The organism is Streptomyces sp. NPDC003038 (genome assembly GCF_040611115.1).
GTDB lineage: Bacteria > Actinomycetota > Actinomycetes > Streptomycetales > Streptomycetaceae > Streptomyces.
Genome location: NZ_JBEXNN010000017.1, coordinates 135,993 through 152,967, shown reverse-complemented (window position 1 = coordinate 152,967; position 16,975 = coordinate 135,993). Strand labels below are relative to the sequence as shown.

14 protein-coding genes and 2 pseudogenes are annotated in these 16,975 nt (G+C 70.8%); 7 read left to right on the top strand and 9 right to left on the bottom strand.

Annotated features, from left to right (window positions below; translation table 11 throughout):
* Nucleotides 1–176: 176 nt before the first annotated feature.
* A pseudogene (locus ABZX75_RS22040) lies at nt 177–920 on the bottom strand (MHYT domain-containing protein); the annotation flags it as partial.
* A gap of 161 nt (nt 921–1,081) precedes the next feature.
* Here ABZX75_RS22040 and ABZX75_RS22035 point away from each other — a divergent pair.
* Nucleotides 1,082–1,681 (top strand): methyltransferase domain-containing protein, encoded by a 600-nt coding sequence (locus ABZX75_RS22035; RefSeq protein ID WP_355413011.1) that lies wholly within the window; start codon nt 1,082–1,084, stop codon nt 1,679–1,681.
* A 51-nt stretch (nt 1,682–1,732) separates the two neighbouring features.
* Here ABZX75_RS22035 and ABZX75_RS22030 read toward each other — a convergent pair whose 3' ends face one another.
* Nucleotides 1,733–2,647, bottom strand: coding sequence for an oxygenase MpaB family protein (locus ABZX75_RS22030; RefSeq protein WP_355413009.1), 915 nt, complete (start codon nt 2,645–2,647; stop codon nt 1,733–1,735).
* Between the two features lie 131 nt (nt 2,648–2,778).
* On the opposite strand from ABZX75_RS22030, the gene ABZX75_RS22025 reads away from it, so the two are divergent.
* From ABZX75_RS22025 to ABZX75_RS22015, 3 genes are all read left to right on the top strand, one after another.
* On the top strand, nt 2,779–3,558 hold the full coding sequence (locus ABZX75_RS22025) for a hypothetical protein (protein WP_355413007.1): 780 nt from the start codon (nt 2,779–2,781) through the stop codon (nt 3,556–3,558).
* Nucleotides 3,559–3,584: 26 nt separating this feature from the next.
* Nucleotides 3,585–4,046, top strand: coding sequence for an SAM-dependent methyltransferase (locus ABZX75_RS22020; protein WP_355413005.1), 462 nt, complete (start codon nt 3,585–3,587; stop codon nt 4,044–4,046).
* Nucleotides 4,047–4,209: 163 nt separating this feature from the next.
* Complete coding sequence (locus ABZX75_RS22015; RefSeq protein WP_355413037.1) at nt 4,210–5,220, top strand: polyprenyl synthetase family protein; 1,011 nt, start codon at nt 4,210–4,212, stop codon at nt 5,218–5,220.
* Between the two features lie 125 nt (nt 5,221–5,345).
* On the opposite strand, the gene ABZX75_RS22010 is transcribed toward ABZX75_RS22015, so the two are convergent.
* Both ABZX75_RS22010 and ABZX75_RS22005 read right to left on the bottom strand, forming a co-directional pair.
* Complete coding sequence (locus ABZX75_RS22010; protein WP_355413003.1) at nt 5,346–5,900, bottom strand: MOSC domain-containing protein; 555 nt, start codon at nt 5,898–5,900, stop codon at nt 5,346–5,348.
* A 20-nt stretch (nt 5,901–5,920) separates the two neighbouring features.
* Nucleotides 5,921–6,103, bottom strand: a complete 183-nt coding sequence (locus ABZX75_RS22005; protein ID WP_355413035.1) for a hypothetical protein — start codon at nt 6,101–6,103, stop codon at nt 5,921–5,923.
* Nucleotides 6,104–6,744: 641 nt separating this feature from the next.
* Here ABZX75_RS22005 and ABZX75_RS22000 point away from each other — a divergent pair.
* The 3 genes and pseudogenes from ABZX75_RS22000 to ABZX75_RS21990 all read left to right on the top strand — a co-directional run.
* Complete coding sequence (locus ABZX75_RS22000; RefSeq protein ID WP_355413001.1) at nt 6,745–7,809, top strand: globin domain-containing protein; 1,065 nt, start codon at nt 6,745–6,747, stop codon at nt 7,807–7,809.
* A gap of 36 nt (nt 7,810–7,845) precedes the next feature.
* Nucleotides 7,846–8,490 (top strand): pyridoxamine 5'-phosphate oxidase family protein, encoded by a 645-nt coding sequence (locus ABZX75_RS21995; RefSeq protein ID WP_355412999.1) that lies wholly within the window; start codon nt 7,846–7,848, stop codon nt 8,488–8,490.
* A 145-nt stretch (nt 8,491–8,635) separates the two neighbouring features.
* A pseudogene (locus ABZX75_RS21990) lies at nt 8,636–9,475 on the top strand (amidase family protein); the annotation flags it as partial.
* Between the two features lie 105 nt (nt 9,476–9,580).
* Here the strand turns inward: ABZX75_RS21990 and ABZX75_RS21985 are convergent.
* The 5 genes from ABZX75_RS21985 to ABZX75_RS21965 all read right to left on the bottom strand — a co-directional run bounded on the left by ABZX75_RS21985 (nt 9,581) and on the right by ABZX75_RS21965 (nt 16,960).
* Complete coding sequence (locus ABZX75_RS21985; protein WP_355413033.1) at nt 9,581–9,808, bottom strand: helix-turn-helix domain-containing protein; 228 nt, start codon at nt 9,806–9,808, stop codon at nt 9,581–9,583.
* Between the two features lie 334 nt (nt 9,809–10,142).
* On the bottom strand, nt 10,143–11,588 hold the full coding sequence (locus tag ABZX75_RS21980) for a glyceraldehyde-3-phosphate dehydrogenase (protein ID WP_355412997.1): 1,446 nt from the start codon (nt 11,586–11,588) through the stop codon (nt 10,143–10,145).
* A 155-nt stretch (nt 11,589–11,743) separates the two neighbouring features.
* Nucleotides 11,744–12,400, bottom strand: a complete 657-nt coding sequence (locus ABZX75_RS21975; protein ID WP_355412995.1) for a hypothetical protein — start codon at nt 12,398–12,400, stop codon at nt 11,744–11,746.
* A gap of 97 nt (nt 12,401–12,497) precedes the next feature.
* Nucleotides 12,498–14,558: an RICIN domain-containing protein gene (locus ABZX75_RS21970; protein ID WP_355412993.1), complete on the bottom strand. Its 2,061-nt coding sequence runs from the start codon at nt 14,556–14,558 to the stop codon at nt 12,498–12,500.
* Between the two features lie 797 nt (nt 14,559–15,355).
* Nucleotides 15,356–16,960, bottom strand: coding sequence for an MFS transporter (locus tag ABZX75_RS21965; RefSeq protein WP_355412991.1), 1,605 nt, complete (start codon nt 16,958–16,960; stop codon nt 15,356–15,358).
* Nucleotides 16,961–16,975: the final 15 nt, after the last annotated feature.

Here is a 16,975-nt window from a genome sequence, read left to right as displayed (position 1 = left end):
CTCTACCGGGCCAACCGCGCCACCCGCGAGATCAAGGCGGGCTGCGTCTGGGTCAACGACCACATTCCGATCATCAGCGAGATGCACCACGGCGCCGCGGCGGCCCGCTCCGCCGGGTGCTGCGCGGAAGCGGAGCCGGAGCCAGAAGCGGAGCCGGAGCCAGAAGCGGAAGCGGAGGCTGAGGCGGAAGCAGCGCGCTCGTCTGCGGTCGGGGAGAGCGCGACGAAGGCGGAGGTGATGAAGAGGTAGGAACCGAGCCCGACGGCGAGCGGGAAGATGAACTGCATGGCAGTGGCACCGGGCAGGGCCGCGTCCGACGGGGTGACGCTGACCGCGACGGCCGCCATCCCGGTGTAGTGCATGCTGCTGACGGCGGCGCCCATGACGAGCGAGGCGACCGCGACGGCGGCAGGTGACCTGATGTTGAGGGCGGCCCACAGGGCCGCGGTGGCGGCGACCACGGCGATGGCGAGGGAGAGTCCCACGGTGAGCGGCTCGTAGGTGACGTCACCGTGCAGCCGCAGGGCCGCCATGCCGAGGTAGTGCATGCTGGCGACGCCGAGGCCGGTGGTGAGGCCGCCGAGTACGAGGGCCCGGCCGCGGTCCTTGCCGTAGCCGACGGCGAAGACTCCGGCGCCGACGACCAGCATGGCGACGAGCAGGCTGAGGATGGTCAGCGGCACGTTGTAGTGGATCTCGGTGCCGGTGACGTGGAAGCCGAGCATCGCGACGAAGTGCATCGTCCAGATGCCGGTGCCGAGGGCGGAGGCAGCGGTGAGGAGCCAGTTGCGGCGGGAGGATCCGGTCGCGGCGAGCGCGCGGACGGTGCAGCGCAGCCCGAGGGCGGCGCCGATCGATGCCATCACATATGACAGTGCGGGTGTCAGCCAGCCATAGGCGGCGTGGTCCAGGTGTCCCATGGCCACCGGACGCTAGTCCGGGTGAGGGCACGAACACGGAGAGCATTTCGAAAGCCGCTGGAACTGCCGGAATATGACAGAGATACGTTCATCTTCGACCGCGCCACGTACCACCTTGCACACGGACCGCAGGCGTGCGGCTGTGAGGGATCATGGGCTGCATGAGCGAAGACCACACACACGTGCAGGAGTTCTTCGGGGCGCGCGCCGCCGACTGGGACCGGAAGTTCCCGCAGGACGCGCCCGCTTTCAGGGCCGCCGTGGCGGAGTTCGGGCTGCGGCCCGGGGACCGCGTGCTCGACGCGGGCTGCGGCACCGGGCGGGCCCTCACCGCGCTGCGGGCGGCCGTCGGCCCCTCCGGGATCGTGCTGGGCGTGGACCTCACCCCGCAGATGCTGGCCGTCGCGCGGGAGGCCGGGCGGGCCGCCGAGGGCGCGCTGCTCCTCGCGGACGTGGCCCGGCTGCCGCTGCGCGATCAGGTGCTGGACGCGGTGTTCGCCGCCGGGCTGATCGCGCATCTGCCCGACCCGGCGGCGAATCTGCGCGAACTGGCACGCGTGGTGCGCCCCGGCGGCCGGCTCGCGCTCTTCCACCCGATCGGCCGGGCGGCCCTCGCCGCACGCCACGGGCGCGAGCTCACGCCGCAGGACATGCGGGCCGAGCCCAACCTCCGTCCGCTGCTCGCGCGTTCGGGCTGGGAGATGACCTCGTACGCCGACGAGGACGCCCGCTTCCTGGCGCTGGCAGTACGTCACCCATGATATACGCCTGTACGTCGGCACCGCGGCCGGGGCCCGCGGACCGGGCCCGGATCACGCCGGAGGCTGGGCCTCGGCTCCGGCGGGCCGGCGGGGATGCGGCACGGGGCAGCCGCCTGTGCCGGGCAGGGGAAACGTGCCGAGCTCGCCCACGTCATAGCCGCCGGGGTAGCTCTTGATCTCCGGGTTCTGGCGTGCGTAGTGCGGGGCGCTGCGCGGGGGCAGCAGCCGCACCGCGCGGCCGCGCAGCCGCAGGGCTCCCCGGACCAGCCGCTGGACCGCGGGGCGCGGGCGCTCGTACCGGAAGGCGCTCAGCAGCGGCTCGTCGAGGAGGGCGAGGCTCGCGCCGCGCACGGCCGGGGCGAGCGGCGCCGGGTACCAGGAGGCCATCAGGTCGAGAGTGGAGTCGGCAACCTTGCGGCCGCCCTCGTCCCAGCCGAAGTGGGCCTCTTCGTAGGCGTTCAGAGTGGTTTCGAACTCCTCGTAGGAGCCCGGGATGTCCTTGATGCCCATGTGCCGGCCCAAGGTGGCGTAGTAGTTCGCGGAGGCCCGGCGCTCGTGGTGCGTCATCGGGCGCCAGCCGTAGGCGTCGAGCCAGCGCGCCGGAATCACCACGAAGGTGCACAGGACGTAGCGCATCTCCTCTTGGGAGATGTCGTAGCTGCGGTGCATCTGATTGACGCGGCGGATCGCGGTGCGCGCCGTGTCGCTCTCGAAGCCGTGCTCCACGATCGCGTCCAGGAGCAGCGCGGTGTCGTCGTAGCGCTTCTGGCTGCGGTCGGTGAACTCGGCGGTCTCGGCCAGCAGGCGGCCGATGCCGGGGACGGCGTACGTGCGGAAGAGGGCGAGCTCCAGGGCGCGGGTGAAGTCCCAGGGGAACTCGTAGGTGGCGGTCAGCCGGTAGATGGCCAGGAAGTCCTTGTCGGGGTCCAGACGGAGGATCTCCCTCAGCCGGTCGTATCGCTGCACCCGGTGTCCCTTTCTGTGGCGGGTGCCCAACTCTACGTGCAGGTAGCCCCCTTGGAAATCGTCACCCGCGGCCTCTCGACTGCTGGGTTACCGGCTGGTTAAGGTGCGCCGAGAGAGCTACGGGAGGCTACGTGTCCGACGACGAGGGTGACGGCTCGCTGTACGTGCTGACCGCCGTGCTGCTGACCCCCGCGCAGTTCCCGAGCATCCTGGGCGACGACTATCCGGAGGCCTGCGCGCTGCTGGGTGTGGAGCCCGCCGCGGGCGGGTACGGCCTGGTGCTCGGCCAGGACGAAGAGGGCGCGCGCTGGACGGTCGTCGTGGACGACGTCTCGCTCGTGGCCACGGCGATCGCCTCCTGGGACTGCGGGATGGAGTACGACCTCTCCCCCGACGAACGCTCGATCGTGGTCTCCCTGGCGGGGTGGCCGCTGGACCTCTCCGTGGCGGCACCCGGGATTCCGGAACCACATGATCCGGAGCAGGGCGCGGACGGCACGGGGCGGGTGCCCCTGGCGCCGCCCTCGGCCGAGGTCTGGGGTCCCGTGCAGCGGCGGATGGGCGCGGACCAGATCGCCCGGGAGTGGGCGGACTGGCGCGGGCGTGTGGCGACGGACGGCGGGGCGGCCGCCGCCGCCCACCCCGGGCTCGCTCGGGCGCTCAAGGAGGCCCTGGAGTACACGCGGACACCACCGCCGCCCGGCCGGGTACGGTCCTCCTTCGCGGGTGAGGGGTCGCGGACCCTGCGGGCCGACGGGCCCGGGTGGTCGCTGGTGGCCCGTACCGACGACACGGCCTTCGTGCTGCTGGACGAGGAGCCGAGCGAGGTCCTGCCGGTTCCGCACGACGCGGGTGGGCAGCTGCCGCGACTGCTGGCGGCCTTGGACCGCGTCGCGGTGCGGCCGGCTTGAGAGCGAACGGAAGCGAGGGAGAAGACATGGCCGTGGAGTCCGAACCAGTGGGCGTGGTGGTGGATGGCCGCGCGGAGGTGGTCGATGACGATTGGGGGCGGGAGGCGGCGGTGATCCGCCTGGACGGCGCCCGGTTCGGCCCGGAGGCGCTGTACGGGCTGGAGGACTTCTCACACGTCGAGGTGGTCTACCACTTCGACCGGGTGCCGGCGGAGAAGACCGAGACGGGCGCCCGGCGCCCCCGGGGCAACCCGGACTGGCCGCTGGTCGGCATCTTCGCGCAGCGCGGCAAGAACCGGCCGAACCGGCTGGGCGTCTCGCGGTGCCGGGTGGTGAAGGTGGACGGCCTCGACGTCCACGTGGAGGGCCTCGACGCGGTGGACGGCACTCCGGTACTCGATCTCAAGCCGTACATGGCCGAGTTCGGGCCCCGTGGCGAGGTGCGCCAGCCGCAGTGGGCGACGGCTTTGATGCAGGGCTACTACTGATCCGGTGGGGCGGGCCACGGGCCGGATGGAACCGGCCAGGACCGAAAATCGCTCTAGCTCCCCTCCATCCCGAATGATCGAATCGGTGACGTAGCGCAACATGGGGCGCACAGCACGTCACCCTTTTGCCCATTCTCACGATGGAGGTCACTGCGTGAATTCCATGTCGTACTTAGATGTGCATCGCCAAGTCTCCAAGGACATCGACGCGGAAATCGCTGCCGCTCTGGAACGGCTCGGCCCGCCGTCGAGCGCCGCCAGGAAGGCAGTCGCCACACTCTTGCAGCACCGAAAACTGAGACATCCCCTGTCGGTGCTTCCCCTGCTCGTGCACGCGGTCGAAACGGGCACTCCCGGGCCGGCCATTCCGGTGTCCGCGATCCACTTGCTGTGGTGGACGTCGGCATGCTACTTCGACGACCTGGCCGACGGGCACGGTGCGGCCGTTTCCGGTGGGCTGAGCGAGAACGAGGCGCTGCTGGCGTCCGTCGTCGTCGGCAACGTGCTTCCCCTGCAGATCATCCAGTCCCCACAGGTGCCGGAGACGGTACGCGGCGCTCTGATCACCGAGGTCCTGAACAGCTGGACCCTCGCGCTCACCGGGCAGATCGACGACATGCGCGGAGACGTCGGCAGCGCGACACGGAACTCGGTCATCGCGACGTACCGAGGCAAGTCCGGCGCACCCTTCGGCATGATAACGACGCTGGCCGCCACCTTGGCGGGTGCGGCCAGCGGGAGAACCGAGCTGTGGCGGGAGTTCGGCTATGTCTTCGGCATCTTGTGGCAGATGTTCAACGACCAGGAAGACATCGTGTCCGGTCGCAACGAGGACTTGCTGAACGGCACCGTCACCTATCTTCTGGTGTGCGCCGTCGAGGAATCGTCAACCCGGTCCCGCGAGCACATCCTGAACCTGTGTGCCGCCGCCGGTAGTTCTCACCCGGCGCGAACCGAACTCGCCGGCCTTCTTCGGGCACCTGCCGTCCTGCGCCGCTACCGCGAGGATCTTGACGGATTTCGCGATGAGGCGCACCGCATCCTGGGTGAGCTGGGTGGGGACGAGGCCTACCTGCCGGCGCTGCGGCAGTTGGTGGACCAGTCGGCCCGGATGCTCCTGGAAGCGGATCTCGTCCCTGCCGGTGCGACGACGGCCCCGCGCGGGAGCCTGTAGGTACCCGGAGACCTGCTTCCGGGCACCCGGCCGGCCTACCGCCGAGGTCGCCTCACCGGCATGCCGGGCGACCCCGTCCGGCGGGCGCGCGCCCGCCGGGTCGGCACTCGCTTCCGGGCTGTACGTCACACCCGGTCGAGCGGGGTGTGCGGGGCCGGAGGCAGCGTCACCGCGATCCGGTCGCCGGGACGGATCGTTCCACCCTGGTGGACCACGCCCATGACACCGGCTTTGCGAATCAGCCGGCCCTCCTCGTCCCGCCCCAGGACCTGCTTGAGCAGTCCGTGCTGGAAGCCGTCGATCTGACGGCACGGATTGCGCAGCCCGGTCACCTCCACCACCGCCTCCTCGCCGAGGCGCAGCAGGGTGCCGGTGGGGAGCCCGAGCAGGTCTATGCCCTCGGTGGTCACGTTCTCCCCGAGCTGGCCGGCTTCCAGGCTGAAGCCGCAGCGGGCCACCTCGTCGAACAGCTCCCGGTGTATGAGGTGCACCTGGCGGAGGTTCGGCTGCGTGGGGTCCTGCGCCACCCGGGAGCGGTGCTTGACCGTCACCCCGGAGTGCACGTCTCCCTCGACGCCGAGCCCGGCGAGCAGGGTGATGCTCTCGCGCGTGGGCTTGGTGAAGGAGTACACACCGTTGCTGCTGACCGCCGCGACCCGAGCGCGCTGTGCGGTACTCATGAACATCCCCCTTGCCGCCGTCAGCGGCCGATCTGCTTCCTGGACCTACTCCGCAGGCGACGGCGCTGGGAGGAGTCGAGCAGCAGATACGCAGCCGCCGGCACCCCGATGAGGACCAAGAGCCCCGCCCAGAACCCGACCGCCCAGAACAACACGATGGCTGCCACGACTCCGGCAACCGCGATCTTTCCGCTCGTGGACATCCGCGGACACCTCCTCCTGTCGTCGACTACTACCCCCTCAACGCGCCACCGCGTCCGCGCGTTCCCGGACGCCGGGCCGCTCCTCCTGGCAGCGGACTCGTTCACGTCCTCGCCGCCGCCTCCGCGGCACTCCCGTGGGGGTCGGGGCGGTCGCGAAGCGCCCCTTAACGGAAATACCGGCCTCGGCGGCATGGGTCCGGGCCCGTCAGACCCCTTACCTACTTCTGAGTCACCGCCACGATCATGTAGCGTCCGGACCCGCCTGATCCGTTTAAACCTCTCGCCCCACATCGAGGAATCATGCTCGCCACCTTCGACGCCACGACCACTGCTCTCCTGAGACGGCGGTTCAATGACGACCCCGCCCGCGGCGCGTTTCGGGGACGCGGCCCCGCGAGCGGCGTCGCCCCACGGTCCGCCGGACGGAAGCCATCTCGAATACCGGTTGGAGGAGCGTTGGTCTCTTGAGATTCCGGATCAATCGCTCACGCCACTCATCCGCGCACCCCTCCCCGGAGGACTCGGCACCCACTCCGACCGTCATCAGCAGTGAGCCGCGGCCCGTCGAGGCAGTTCTGTCGCCCCACGAGATAGAACTCATTCGGGCTTCCGTCTCGGTGGTCGAGCCACTCGCCGGAGAGATGACGGTCTATTTCTACGCGATCCTCTTCGCCCGCTACCCCGAAGTCCGTCCGATGTTCCCGCCGGGCATGGACGCCCAGCGCGGCCGCCTGCTGCGCGCGCTGCTGCGCATCGTGGACCTCGTCGACGACCCGGAGAGCCTGGTCCGCTTCTGTGGACACCTCGGTCGCGACCACCGCAAATTCGGCACGCTCAGCGCGCACTTCCCGGCCGTGGGCGAGTGCCTCCTCGCCTCTCTGGCCCGCTACGCCGGCCCGGCGTGGACCGCGGACATCGCCGCCGCCTGGACCAAGGCGTACGGCGCGGTCGCCGAGGTCATGATCAGTGCTGCCGAGCAGGACGAGGCGGTACGGCCCGCCGTGTGGCCCGCCACGGTGGTGCACCGCGTCCCGCGCGGACACGGCATCGCCGAGATCACCGTACGTCCCCACATGCCCTACGAGTATGCCGCCGGGCAGTACGTCAGTGTGGAGACTCCCTGGTGGCCCAAGCAGTGGCGCTACTACTCTCCCGCCAACGCGCCTCGCGGGGACGGCACGCTCACCTTTCACGTGCGCGCGGTGCCCGGCGGCTCGGTCAGCACCGCGCTGGTGCACCACGCCGCGGTGGGCGACGTGCTCCACCTGGGCCCCCCGATGGGGGACATGGTGCTGGACGCCGCCGTCTTCAGCGACCTGCTGTGTGTGGCCGGCGGCACCGGACTGGCGCCGATCCGCGCGCTCGTCGAGGAGGTGGCCCGTCGCGGCGGGCGCCACCAGGTGGACCTGTTCCTCGGCGCCCGCACCGGCGCCGAACTGTACGGGGTCGACGACATGCTGCGGATGGCCCAGCGGTACCACTGGCTGACCATCAGGGGCGCGGTCTCGCACGAGTACATCCCGGGCATCCGAGGGTCACTGCCGGACGTTCTTGCCGAGTACGGACCGTGGTACCAGCACGACGTCTACCTCAGCGGCCCTGCCGCGATGGTCGTCTCCGCCAGCGAAACGCTCACGCACAACGGCACCATGCCCGACCGCATCCACCACGACCCCTTCGAGACGCCCGTCCTGTCCACTCCCTGAGCCACGCGCTTGCCCGTCCTGCCAGGAGAACGCCCCGTGACCTTGTCCCCGCCGCCCTTCGGATCAGCAGGCGAGCACCGCCTGCAGCAGCAGCTGGGCACCGCCGACCGCGCCGCCCGTTTCTACGATCAGCAGGTGCGCCCCTGCCTGACGCCCGAGATGCGGGACTTCATCGGCCGCCAGTCGATGGTCTTCCTGGCCACCGCCGACTCCCATGGAGAATGCGATTCCAGTTTCCGCGCCGGGCCGCCGGGATTCGTCCACGTGATCGACGAGCACACGCTCGCCTACCCGGAATTCCGCGGCAACGGTGTCCTCGCCAGCGCCGGCAACATGATGGAGAACCCCCACCTCGGCATGCTGTTCGTGGACTTCACCCACCACCACGTGGGCCTTCACGTCAACGGCGTGGCCCGGCTCTACGGCGATGCCGACCTCCGCGCCGCCCTTCCCGGCCTGCCCACCGACGTCGCGCCGGGGCGCAGCCCCGAGATGTGGGTCCATCTGAGCGTCGAAGAGGCCTACATCCACTGCTCCAAGTACATACCCCACCTGGAACCGGCCCCCCGACCCACCGGCCATGACGCCGGGCGCCCCAAGGACGCGAACTATTTCACCGGGCTCGGAACGGCGCCGGCCGGACCCTCCGAGCACCTGGGCGCCTTCCCGCGGCCCAGGTGACGCGTCGGCCGATGGAGGCCGTCCCGGGCTTCGCCCGGCCGTGACCGGAGCCGGTCACGGCCGGACCAGCCCCTCCCAGAGGCCGGCCAGGTGGGCGTGGAGGACGTCCTGCGCCTCCTTCGGCGTGAGGTGGCCGATGAGACGTGTGGGGCCGCTCGCGGGCGTGCCCTTCACAGTGAAGGAGAGCACCGCCGTCGAAGGCGTGCCGACCACCTTCGGCACGGAGCGCTTCCGTCATCTGGTGGCGCCCGCCGACGCGCCCCCGATGGCACGGCTGCGCGCGGCCGGGGCCATCCCCATCGGGCACGCCAACATCCCCACGCTGATCCTGGCGGGGATGCACACGCGCAGCGAACTGTTCGGCGACACGGTCAACCCTTGGGACAGCAGCCGGACCCCGGGCGGCACCAGCGGGGGCGACGCGGTGGCCGTCGCCACGGGCATGGCGGCGCTCGGGCTCGGCAATGACTCCGGTGGCTCGGTGCGCGTCCCGGCCCAGTTCTGCGGGGTGGCCGGACTGAAGCCGTCCACGGGCCGGTTCCCCGCGGACCACCGCGTTCTCGGCCCGGACGACCCCGGCCCGGCGTCCCAGCTACTGGTCACCGACGGCCCGCTGGCACGGACCGTGGGCGACCTGCGGCTGGCGTACGAGGTGCTGGCCGGGACCGATCCGCGAGACCCGCGGGCCGTGCCGGTGCCCGCCTACGGAGAAGCGATCCCCGGGCCGGTGAAGGTCGCGGTCGTGGCGGACCCGGGGGGCCACGGCGTCCACCCCGCGGTTCGCGGAGCCATCGCGACCGCGGCGGACGCGCTCCGCGACGCCGGGTACGACGTGCGCGAGGTGGAGGACGTACCGCGGATGGACGAGGCCCTGGAGGCGTACGGCCGCATCACCGTGACCGAGTTCGCCCCGACCTGGCCGGTGGTGCGCAAGCTGCTCGGCAAGGGCGGGGACCGCTACATCGGGATGGCGATGGAGCGGACCCGGCGGGCGCGGCCCAGGCGATCGAGGACCGGCTCGGAGTCCTCACACCGGTCGACCCGCGCTGAGGGGAGCCGTCTGCGGCATGTCCCCTGCCCGCGGCCCGCCTCAGCGGGCGGGCCACCGTGGCTGGTCCCGGTGTCCCTTGCGCAGCGCCCGCCGGGTGCGGTGCATCCGCTGGGCCAGCTGGACCTGGAGCGCCTGCGCCGGCTCAAGCCAGTCGGCGCCCAGCAGTTCGGAGATCCGCTCCAGACGGCGGGAGACCGTGTTCGGATGCACGTGCAGGCTTTCGGCGGCGCGTGTCGGGCTGCCCGCCTGGGCGAAGTACGCCTCCAGGGTGCGCGTGAGCTCCGTGCGCTGCTGGGCGTCGTAGTCGAGCAGCGGGCCGATGGTGTGGTGGATGAAGTCGCCGGTGTTGGGGCTGTCGGAGAGCGGCAGTCCCAGGAAGCCGAGTTCCTGCGGCGACGCGGTACCTCCGGCCCCGCCCAGAGCCGTCAGGGCGTCGAGGCAGCACCGGGCTTCCTGGTAGTGCGGCTGATGACGGCGAGTTCGGTCATGGCCTTGCGCGGCCGCGGCGCCGGCGGTGGGAGAGCGACCGGTCCCGATCGGGACCGGTCGCCGCCCCCTTGCCTGCCCGCCGGCCGGGACGCGGGCCGGACGGTCCGCGGGGTCAGACCCCCGGAACCGGGTAGGTCGGGTACTCGACCCCGGAGACGTGCTGGACGACGCGGATGACCTGGCAGGAGTAGCCGAACTCGTTGTCGTACCAGAGGTAGAGGATCGCGTTGTCGCCGTCGACCTTGGTGGCGCCGGCGTCGACGATCGAGGCGTGGCGCGAACCGATGAAGTCGCTGGAGACCGCATCGGGGGCGGTGGTGAAATCGATCTGGCGCTTGAGCGGGGAGGTCAGCGACACGTCGCGGAGGTAGTCGAGGACCTCCTCGCGGGTGGTCTCGCGCCCGAGCCGCAGGCTGAGGATCGCGATCGAGACGTCCGGCACCGGGACGCGGATCGAGCTACCGGTGATCGGCGCCTTGAGGTCGGGCAGCGCCTTGGCGACGGCGGAAGCGGCGCCCGTCTCCGTGATGACCATGTTGAGCGGCGCCGAGCGGCCGCGGCGGTCGGAGCTGTGGTAGTTGTCCAGCAGGTTCTGGTCGTTGGTGAACGAGTGGACGGTCTCCACGTGCCCGCGCAGGACGCCGTACTCGTCCGCCATCGCCTTCAGCGGCGGGACGATCGCGTTGGTGGTGCAGGAGGCGCAGGACAGGATCTGCTCGTCCGGCTTGATCGTGTCGTGGTTGACGCCGTGCACGATGTTGGGGACGTCACCCTTGCCCGGCGCGGTCAGGACGACCTTGGCGACACCGGGTCGCAGGTGCTTCGACAGTCCCTCGCGGTCGCGCCACTTGCCGGTGTTGTCGATGAGGATGGCGTCCTTGATGCCGTACGCCGTGTAGTCGACCTCCGACGGGTCGTTGGCGTAGATCACCTTGATCTCGTTGCCGTTGGCGATGATCGTGCTGTTCGCCTCGTCGACGGTGATCGTGCCCTGGAACTGGCCGTGAATGGAGTCACGGCGCAGCAGCGAGGCACGCTTGACGATGTCCTGGTCACCGCCCTGGCGGACGACGATGGCGCGCAGCCGCAGACCGTTGCCGGAGCCGGCCTTCTCGATGAGCAGGCGGGCGACGAGGCGGCCGATGCGGCCGAACCCGTAGAGGACGACGTCGCGCGGCGCGCGGCGCTCGATCTTGTCGGCGCCCGTGGCGCCGGCGACGGCCTCGGCGGTGAACTCCTGCACCGAGAGACCGCGGTCGTCGGTCTTGTACGTCGCGGCGAGCATGCCGATGTCGATCTGGGAAGGACCGAGATCGAGCGTGGAGAGAGCCTGGAGGAACGGCAGCGTCTCGGTGACCGAGAGTTCCTCACCGGCGATCTGCCGGGCGAACCGGTGGGTCTTGAGGATGCTCACCACCGACTTGTTCACCAAGGAGCGGCTGTGGAGCAGGATCGTGACGTCCCGCTCCCGGTGCAACTTCCCCACTATGGGGATCATCGACTCCGCGATCTCCTCGCGGTTCTTCCAGTTGGTGAACGAGTCCTCGTTGACAGTCACAGATTTATCTTTCGAGCTAGGCGGCGCTCATATGCTAACCCCCTGCTCCGTTGATCGTTCAAGCGGCCCCGCCCTTGCCCGTGCGGACCTTCCCGACCGGTGCGTCGGCGGATGATGTCCGCTCTGCTGGGCGGCGCTCTTGCCTCGGCCGGCGATCACCTGCGCCCCCCTCGCCTGCGACGGATCAGGAGTCCGACGACCGCGCCGGCCAGAGCGGTCGCGGCCACTCCTGCCGTCGTCCACCAGGCGGTGTGGCCAGGGGTGGCGGGGGCCGGTGTCCGCGCCGGTGTAGGAGACGAGGACGGTGTGACCGGCACCGGCACCGGCACCGGCACCGGCACAGCGGCGGTCGGAGCAGCGCCCGTCGGGGCACGGGAAGGCGGGGCACCGGTGGGCTGGACCGGATCGACCACGGGTACGCCGACCACGAGTTCCCCGTGCCCGAGGGCCGGGAACGCCACGTCGACGGTGACCTTCCAGGTGCCCGGTGGCAGGGCCTCGGCCGTCATCCAGCCGGCGGGTGACGCGCCGGGGTCGCGGACCAGGCGCCAGGGCCCCAGGGAGCGGACGCCATCGGGGCTGACCGCGTTGACCGTGGCGGCGACGGCCCTGTCGACGGCGTCACCGTCGTTCTCCCACGTGACGTCCACGGTGACACGGCCTTCGCGGTGCCCCGTCACCACCACTTTCAGGGTGTCGCCGTGGGCGTGCGCCGCGGTGGGGATCAGGAACATGAGGACCAGTACGGCCAGTGCGGCCGCCAGTGCGGCCAGTGCGGACCGTACGGCTGAAGAGGCGATTCGTCTGCGCATCGTCGCGGTGCTCCGTGTGGGCTGGGAGGAGCCGGTGGACGGCCGCGCGGGGCGGCCGCCCACCGGGGATTACGCTGCCGGGGAGTTCACGAGCCGGTCAGCCGGCCTTCTGAACGGTCCAGACCTGCGTCGCGCGCCCGTCCGCGCGCTGGAGTTCGAGCAGCCGGTTGCCGTAGTACGGCCGGTTGCTCACGGTGAGGGCGTAGCCGCCGCTGGCGTCCGTGACGGTCACGGCACCATTGCGGGAGGACAGCCGCCACGCCTGCGCGCCGCCGTTGCCGCAGGGCTGCTGTGCGATCCACATGCCCGCGGCCGGCGCGCCGCCGGGCTGCAGACACTTACCGGAGACCGACGACCGGATGCGGACCTGGCCGCCGCCCGCGTCGTCGAAGTACCACTGCTGCTGGGCGTATCCGTTGGAGCGGGCCCCGACGAGCACCGTGCCGTCGGCGGTCCGGCCGCCCCAGAGCTCAGCGGACATGCCGGTGCTGCCGTTGCCGAGCAGGTAGGCGGTGCCGGGGGTGGTGGCACCGCCGCCCGCGGCGGACGTACGGAAGGACGCGGCCTTGCCGGGGCCGGTGTCACGGCCGCCACTGTCGCGGACGGACACGGCCACCGTGTACGGGGTGTCGGGCCGGAGGTTGTGGATGCGCAGCACCTGGGACTGGACCCATGTCAGGTGCTTGCCGTTCAGGAGGACCTGGTACCAGGCGGCGCCCTCGACCTTGGGCCAGCTCACCACGACGGAGCCCGAGGTCACCTGGCCGGCGGTCACCGCCGGGCCTCCGGTGGGCTTCTTCGTCGGGGTGGGCGTCGGCTTCGCGGTCGGCTTGGGCGTGGGGGTCGGCGTGGGACCGGGATCGGTTCCGCCGCCCTTGGTGCGCATCAGGAACTGGTTGTCGGCGATGTTCCAGTGGGTGGCCAGGTAACTGCCGGCCCGGGGGCTGGTGTGGAAGTAGTCGTCGTGGTTGCAGTCCAGGATGTTCTCGGACGCCCGATTGGTGCAGACGTTGCGCATCGTCGGGTAGTACGGGGTGTCGGAGTAGCACATGACGTCGAACTCGTCGGTGCAGTGGGCGCCCCGGCTGGTGTTCGGGGCGCTGTTGTTGACCGCCCCGAGGTTGTGGCCGAGTTCGTGGGCCGCGGTGTGGCCGCCCCAGCATCCGGAGTCCGTACGGCCGTAGGAGGGGCCGAAGTTGCTCAGGTTGGCCTGGCCGGGCCGCTCGTCGCCGTTGAAGGTGCCGATGCCGCAGTAGACCTGGGTGTCGGCGAAGATCATGTACTTGCGGTCCCGGCGGTCCAGGCCCTTGCCCGCGAGGGCGGCGTTGGTCGCGCTGAACTCTGCCAGCGCCGAGGCCGGGAGCTCGATGTTGAGCACGGTCGGAGTGCAGTCGGCCGCCGTCACGTAGCGGATGTGGCGTATTCCGCCGGTCTCCTGGGCGCTCGTCGCGTAGATGAGGTCGGCGTCGGCCGCCCACTTGCGGAACGAGGCGACGTACTCGGAGTAGCGGTCGCGGCCCGGAGCGTGGACGTACACGACCTGTACGCGGTTTCCGGTGCTGCCGTCGCCGTCGCACTGGACGGTCTGGCCCGCGGGTCCTGCGGCGACGGCCTCGCTTCCGGCCGAGGCCGCGGGGGCCGGCGCGTCGGCGGTCGCGGCCGCCGCGTCGGCGGCGGGCGCGTCCTGAGAACGCCCGCCTCCTTCGGCGGTGGCCGGGTCATCGGCCGCCGGCCGGGCCGGGTCGGCTGCCGGAGCCGTCTCCTTGACGGCCGGTGGGACGTCCTTCTTGATGTCGACGCCCGGGGGCGGGGCGTCGGGGCCGTGGGTGCAGTGTCCGGCTTCGGTGCGGTAGACGCCGGTGCAACGGTCGCCCTTCGGCGCGGCCTTGAGGCCGTCGTAGATCAGGCCCCGCTCGGTTTCGTTGGCCGGCGCGTCCGCGATGGGCTCCGGCTCGTGGTCCCGGGCGGGCGCCGCGGCCGGTACGGGAGGTTCGCCGGGTCCTGCGGCCTGTACGGGCGCCACCGCCTGGGCGCCGTCGCCGAATCCGGAGTAAGCAACTCCGGTGGCTATCACCGCCGCCGCGGCCATGGCGGCGGTGAGGAGTATCAACCGCCGCGGTTTGCGCCGGTGGTCCCGCCGTCTGCGCCTGACTGTCATGGGCACCTCAACTCTTGATCGGAAGACTGGGTGCGCGGAAGCCTGCCAGACGAATGGCGTCCAGAATTCGGACAAAGAGGAGCCCGCCTTGTGAAATCCTTCTGTTACCTTCCCGTACGGATCTGATGAACCCTCAATACACCTCAATTACAAGTGAGTTGCCCTCTGACCCACTCCAATGGTCCAGGCCTTCGAGGGTCTGCCGTTATCGAATCGAAATAATCGCTACGGACTTGTTGACGTGAATTCAGTCAGGGATTCATCTAATTACTACCTGTCGAATCCCCTCCGTCACGACCCGTGAGGAACGACCTCGGAGCGGTCCGGCAACTCCCCGGCGCCCCACCGGTTTGGTGTATTTCACTGGAGTGTGACCACAGCGAACTCGGATGCCACCACCGGCCGGATCCTCGTCGCCGGCGGCTACGGGGCGGTCGGCGCCACCGTGTCGGCCACCCTGGACCGCTGGTTCCCCGGCCCCTTGGTGCCGGCCGGGCGGGACGAGGCCCGGGCGCACCGGCGCGGTGGGGTGCGCGTCGACGTCGGCGACGCGGTGCGCTGGACCGTGGCCGCGCTGGCCGAGGAACTGCCTCCCGGAGCGCGGCCGGAGCGGGCCGTACTGCCCGGATACGGGGCCATTCGGCCTGCGCCGCACCGGGCTGCTGCGGACCGCCCGCCGCCGCTCCGTCGAGCGGGCACACGTCGTCGACCTGAGTGGTGTCAGGCGCGGCCCGTCCGGGCCGGTGTACGCGCCTCACGTACGCGCATCGCGCCGACCGGGCCGGTCCCTCGCGCTCTCAGTGCCCGCCGGGCGCCTGGGGAGCGCGCCGGACGCCGACCGCCGCCAGGACGGCGCCGGCCACGCACAGCACCCCGGTGAGCAGGGCCGCGGAGTGCACTCCGTTGATGAACGCCTGGCCGGCGCCCTCGACGACCGCTGCCTTCAGCTGCCCCGGCATGTCGCCGCTCACCGGTGACATCCCCATCGCGACGGCGTCCTTGGCCGTGTGCAGGCCCTCGGCCACGGGTGCGGGCACCCCGGCCGAGGTGAGCTCGCGGGTCATCGTGGCGCCGACCCTGCCGCTGATCAGGGACATGAGTACGGAAGTGCCCAGAGCCCCGCCGATCTGCAGCGCGGTGGCCTGCAGGCCGCCCGCCACACCCGCGTCCTTGACCGGCGCGTTGCCGACGATCGCGTCGGAGGAGGCGGCCATGACCATGCCGACACCGAGGCCCAGGGCGATGAACGGCGGCCACATGGCGGCGTACGAGGAGTGCACCCCCCAGCCGAGCATCCCGAACGAGGCGCCTGCCTGCAGCACCATGCCCAGCGGCATGGTCAGACGGGCGCTGAACGTCTCGGTGAGTTTCGCACCCAGGGGTGAGGCGACCACGGAAGCCAGGCTCAGCGGCAGGGTGCGCACGCCGGCTTCGACGGGCGTGAAACCGCGGACGTTCTGCAGGTAGAGCATGACGAAGAAGATCACACCGAGCAGGACGAAGAAGTTGACCGCCGTGATGACCGCGCCGATGCTCAGCGCCGGGCTGCGGAACAGCCTCATCGGCAGTAGGGGGTGCCCGATGCGCGTCTCGTACCAGCCGAACACCGACACGACGATGACTCCGGCGGCGAGCGCGCCCAGAGTCGAGCCGGAAGTCCACCCCCACGTCTCGCCCTTGACGACGCCGAAGACGACGAGGAGCAGCCCGAGCGCCAGCAGGATGACACCCAGGACGTCGAAGCGGTCATGGGCGCTGGAGGCGTTCTTGCTCTGCGGCAGTACGAAGGCGCTGAAGGCCAACGCGATGACACCGATCGGGGCGTTGATGTAGAAGACGGACTCCCAGCTGACGTGCTCGACGAGCAGCCCGCCGACGATGGGGCCGAGCGCCGTGGAGACGGACGACACCATCGCCCAGATGCCCACGGCCATGCCGAACTTCTTGGGCGGGAACACCGCGCGCAGCAGGCCCAGCGTGTTGGGCATCAGCAGGGCGCCGAAGAAGCCCTGTACGGCGCGGAAGGCGATGACCCCCTCGATGGAGCCCACCAGGCCGATGGCGACCGAGGCGACGGTGAAGCCCGCGACGCCGACCAGGTAGTACGTACGCCGGCCGAACCGGTCGCCCAGCTTCCCGCCGAGGATCAGCGCGGCGGCCAGGGCCAGCAGGTAGGAGTTGGTGACCCATTGCAGGTCGGCGGTGGAAGCGTTCAGGTCCCGGCCGATCTCCGGGTTCGCGATCGAGACCACCGAGCCGTCGAGGCCGACCATGAACAGGCCGAAGGCGACCGCGATCAGGGTCAGCCAGGGATGGCCGCGTCGGTCACGGGCGCCTTCCGGCGGAGAGTGTGCGGGCAAGTGTGCGGGCAGGGGTGAGCGGTCCACGGCGGTGGAGGACATGGAGGTGCCTTGCTT

Bases quoted from the DNA above. Each gene is read 5' to 3' on its own strand.
- ABZX75_RS22035 (WP_355413011.1), top strand. From the start codon at position 1,082: ATGAGCGAAGACCACACACACGTGCAGGAGTTCTTCGGGGCGCGCGCC.
- ABZX75_RS22020 (WP_355413005.1), top strand. From the start codon at position 3,585: ATGGCCGTGGAGTCCGAACCAGTGGGCGTGGTGGTGGATGGCCGCGCG.
- ABZX75_RS22015 (WP_355413037.1), top strand. From the start codon at position 4,210: ATGTCGTACTTAGATGTGCATCGCCAAGTCTCCAAGGACATCGACGCG.
- ABZX75_RS22010 (WP_355413003.1), bottom strand. From the start codon at position 5,900: ATGAGTACCGCACAGCGCGCTCGGGTCGCGGCGGTCAGCAGCAACGGT.
- ABZX75_RS22005 (WP_355413035.1), bottom strand. From the start codon at position 6,103: ATGTCCACGAGCGGAAAGATCGCGGTTGCCGGAGTCGTGGCAGCCATC.
- ABZX75_RS22000 (WP_355413001.1), top strand. From the start codon at position 6,745: ATGACGGTCTATTTCTACGCGATCCTCTTCGCCCGCTACCCCGAAGTC.
- ABZX75_RS21975 (WP_355412995.1), bottom strand. From the start codon at position 12,400: ATGCGCAGACGAATCGCCTCTTCAGCCGTACGGTCCGCACTGGCCGCA.
- ABZX75_RS21970 (WP_355412993.1), bottom strand. From the start codon at position 14,558: ATGACAGTCAGGCGCAGACGGCGGGACCACCGGCGCAAACCGCGGCGG.
- ABZX75_RS21965 (WP_355412991.1), bottom strand. From the start codon at position 16,960: ATGTCCTCCACCGCCGTGGACCGCTCACCCCTGCCCGCACACTTGCCC.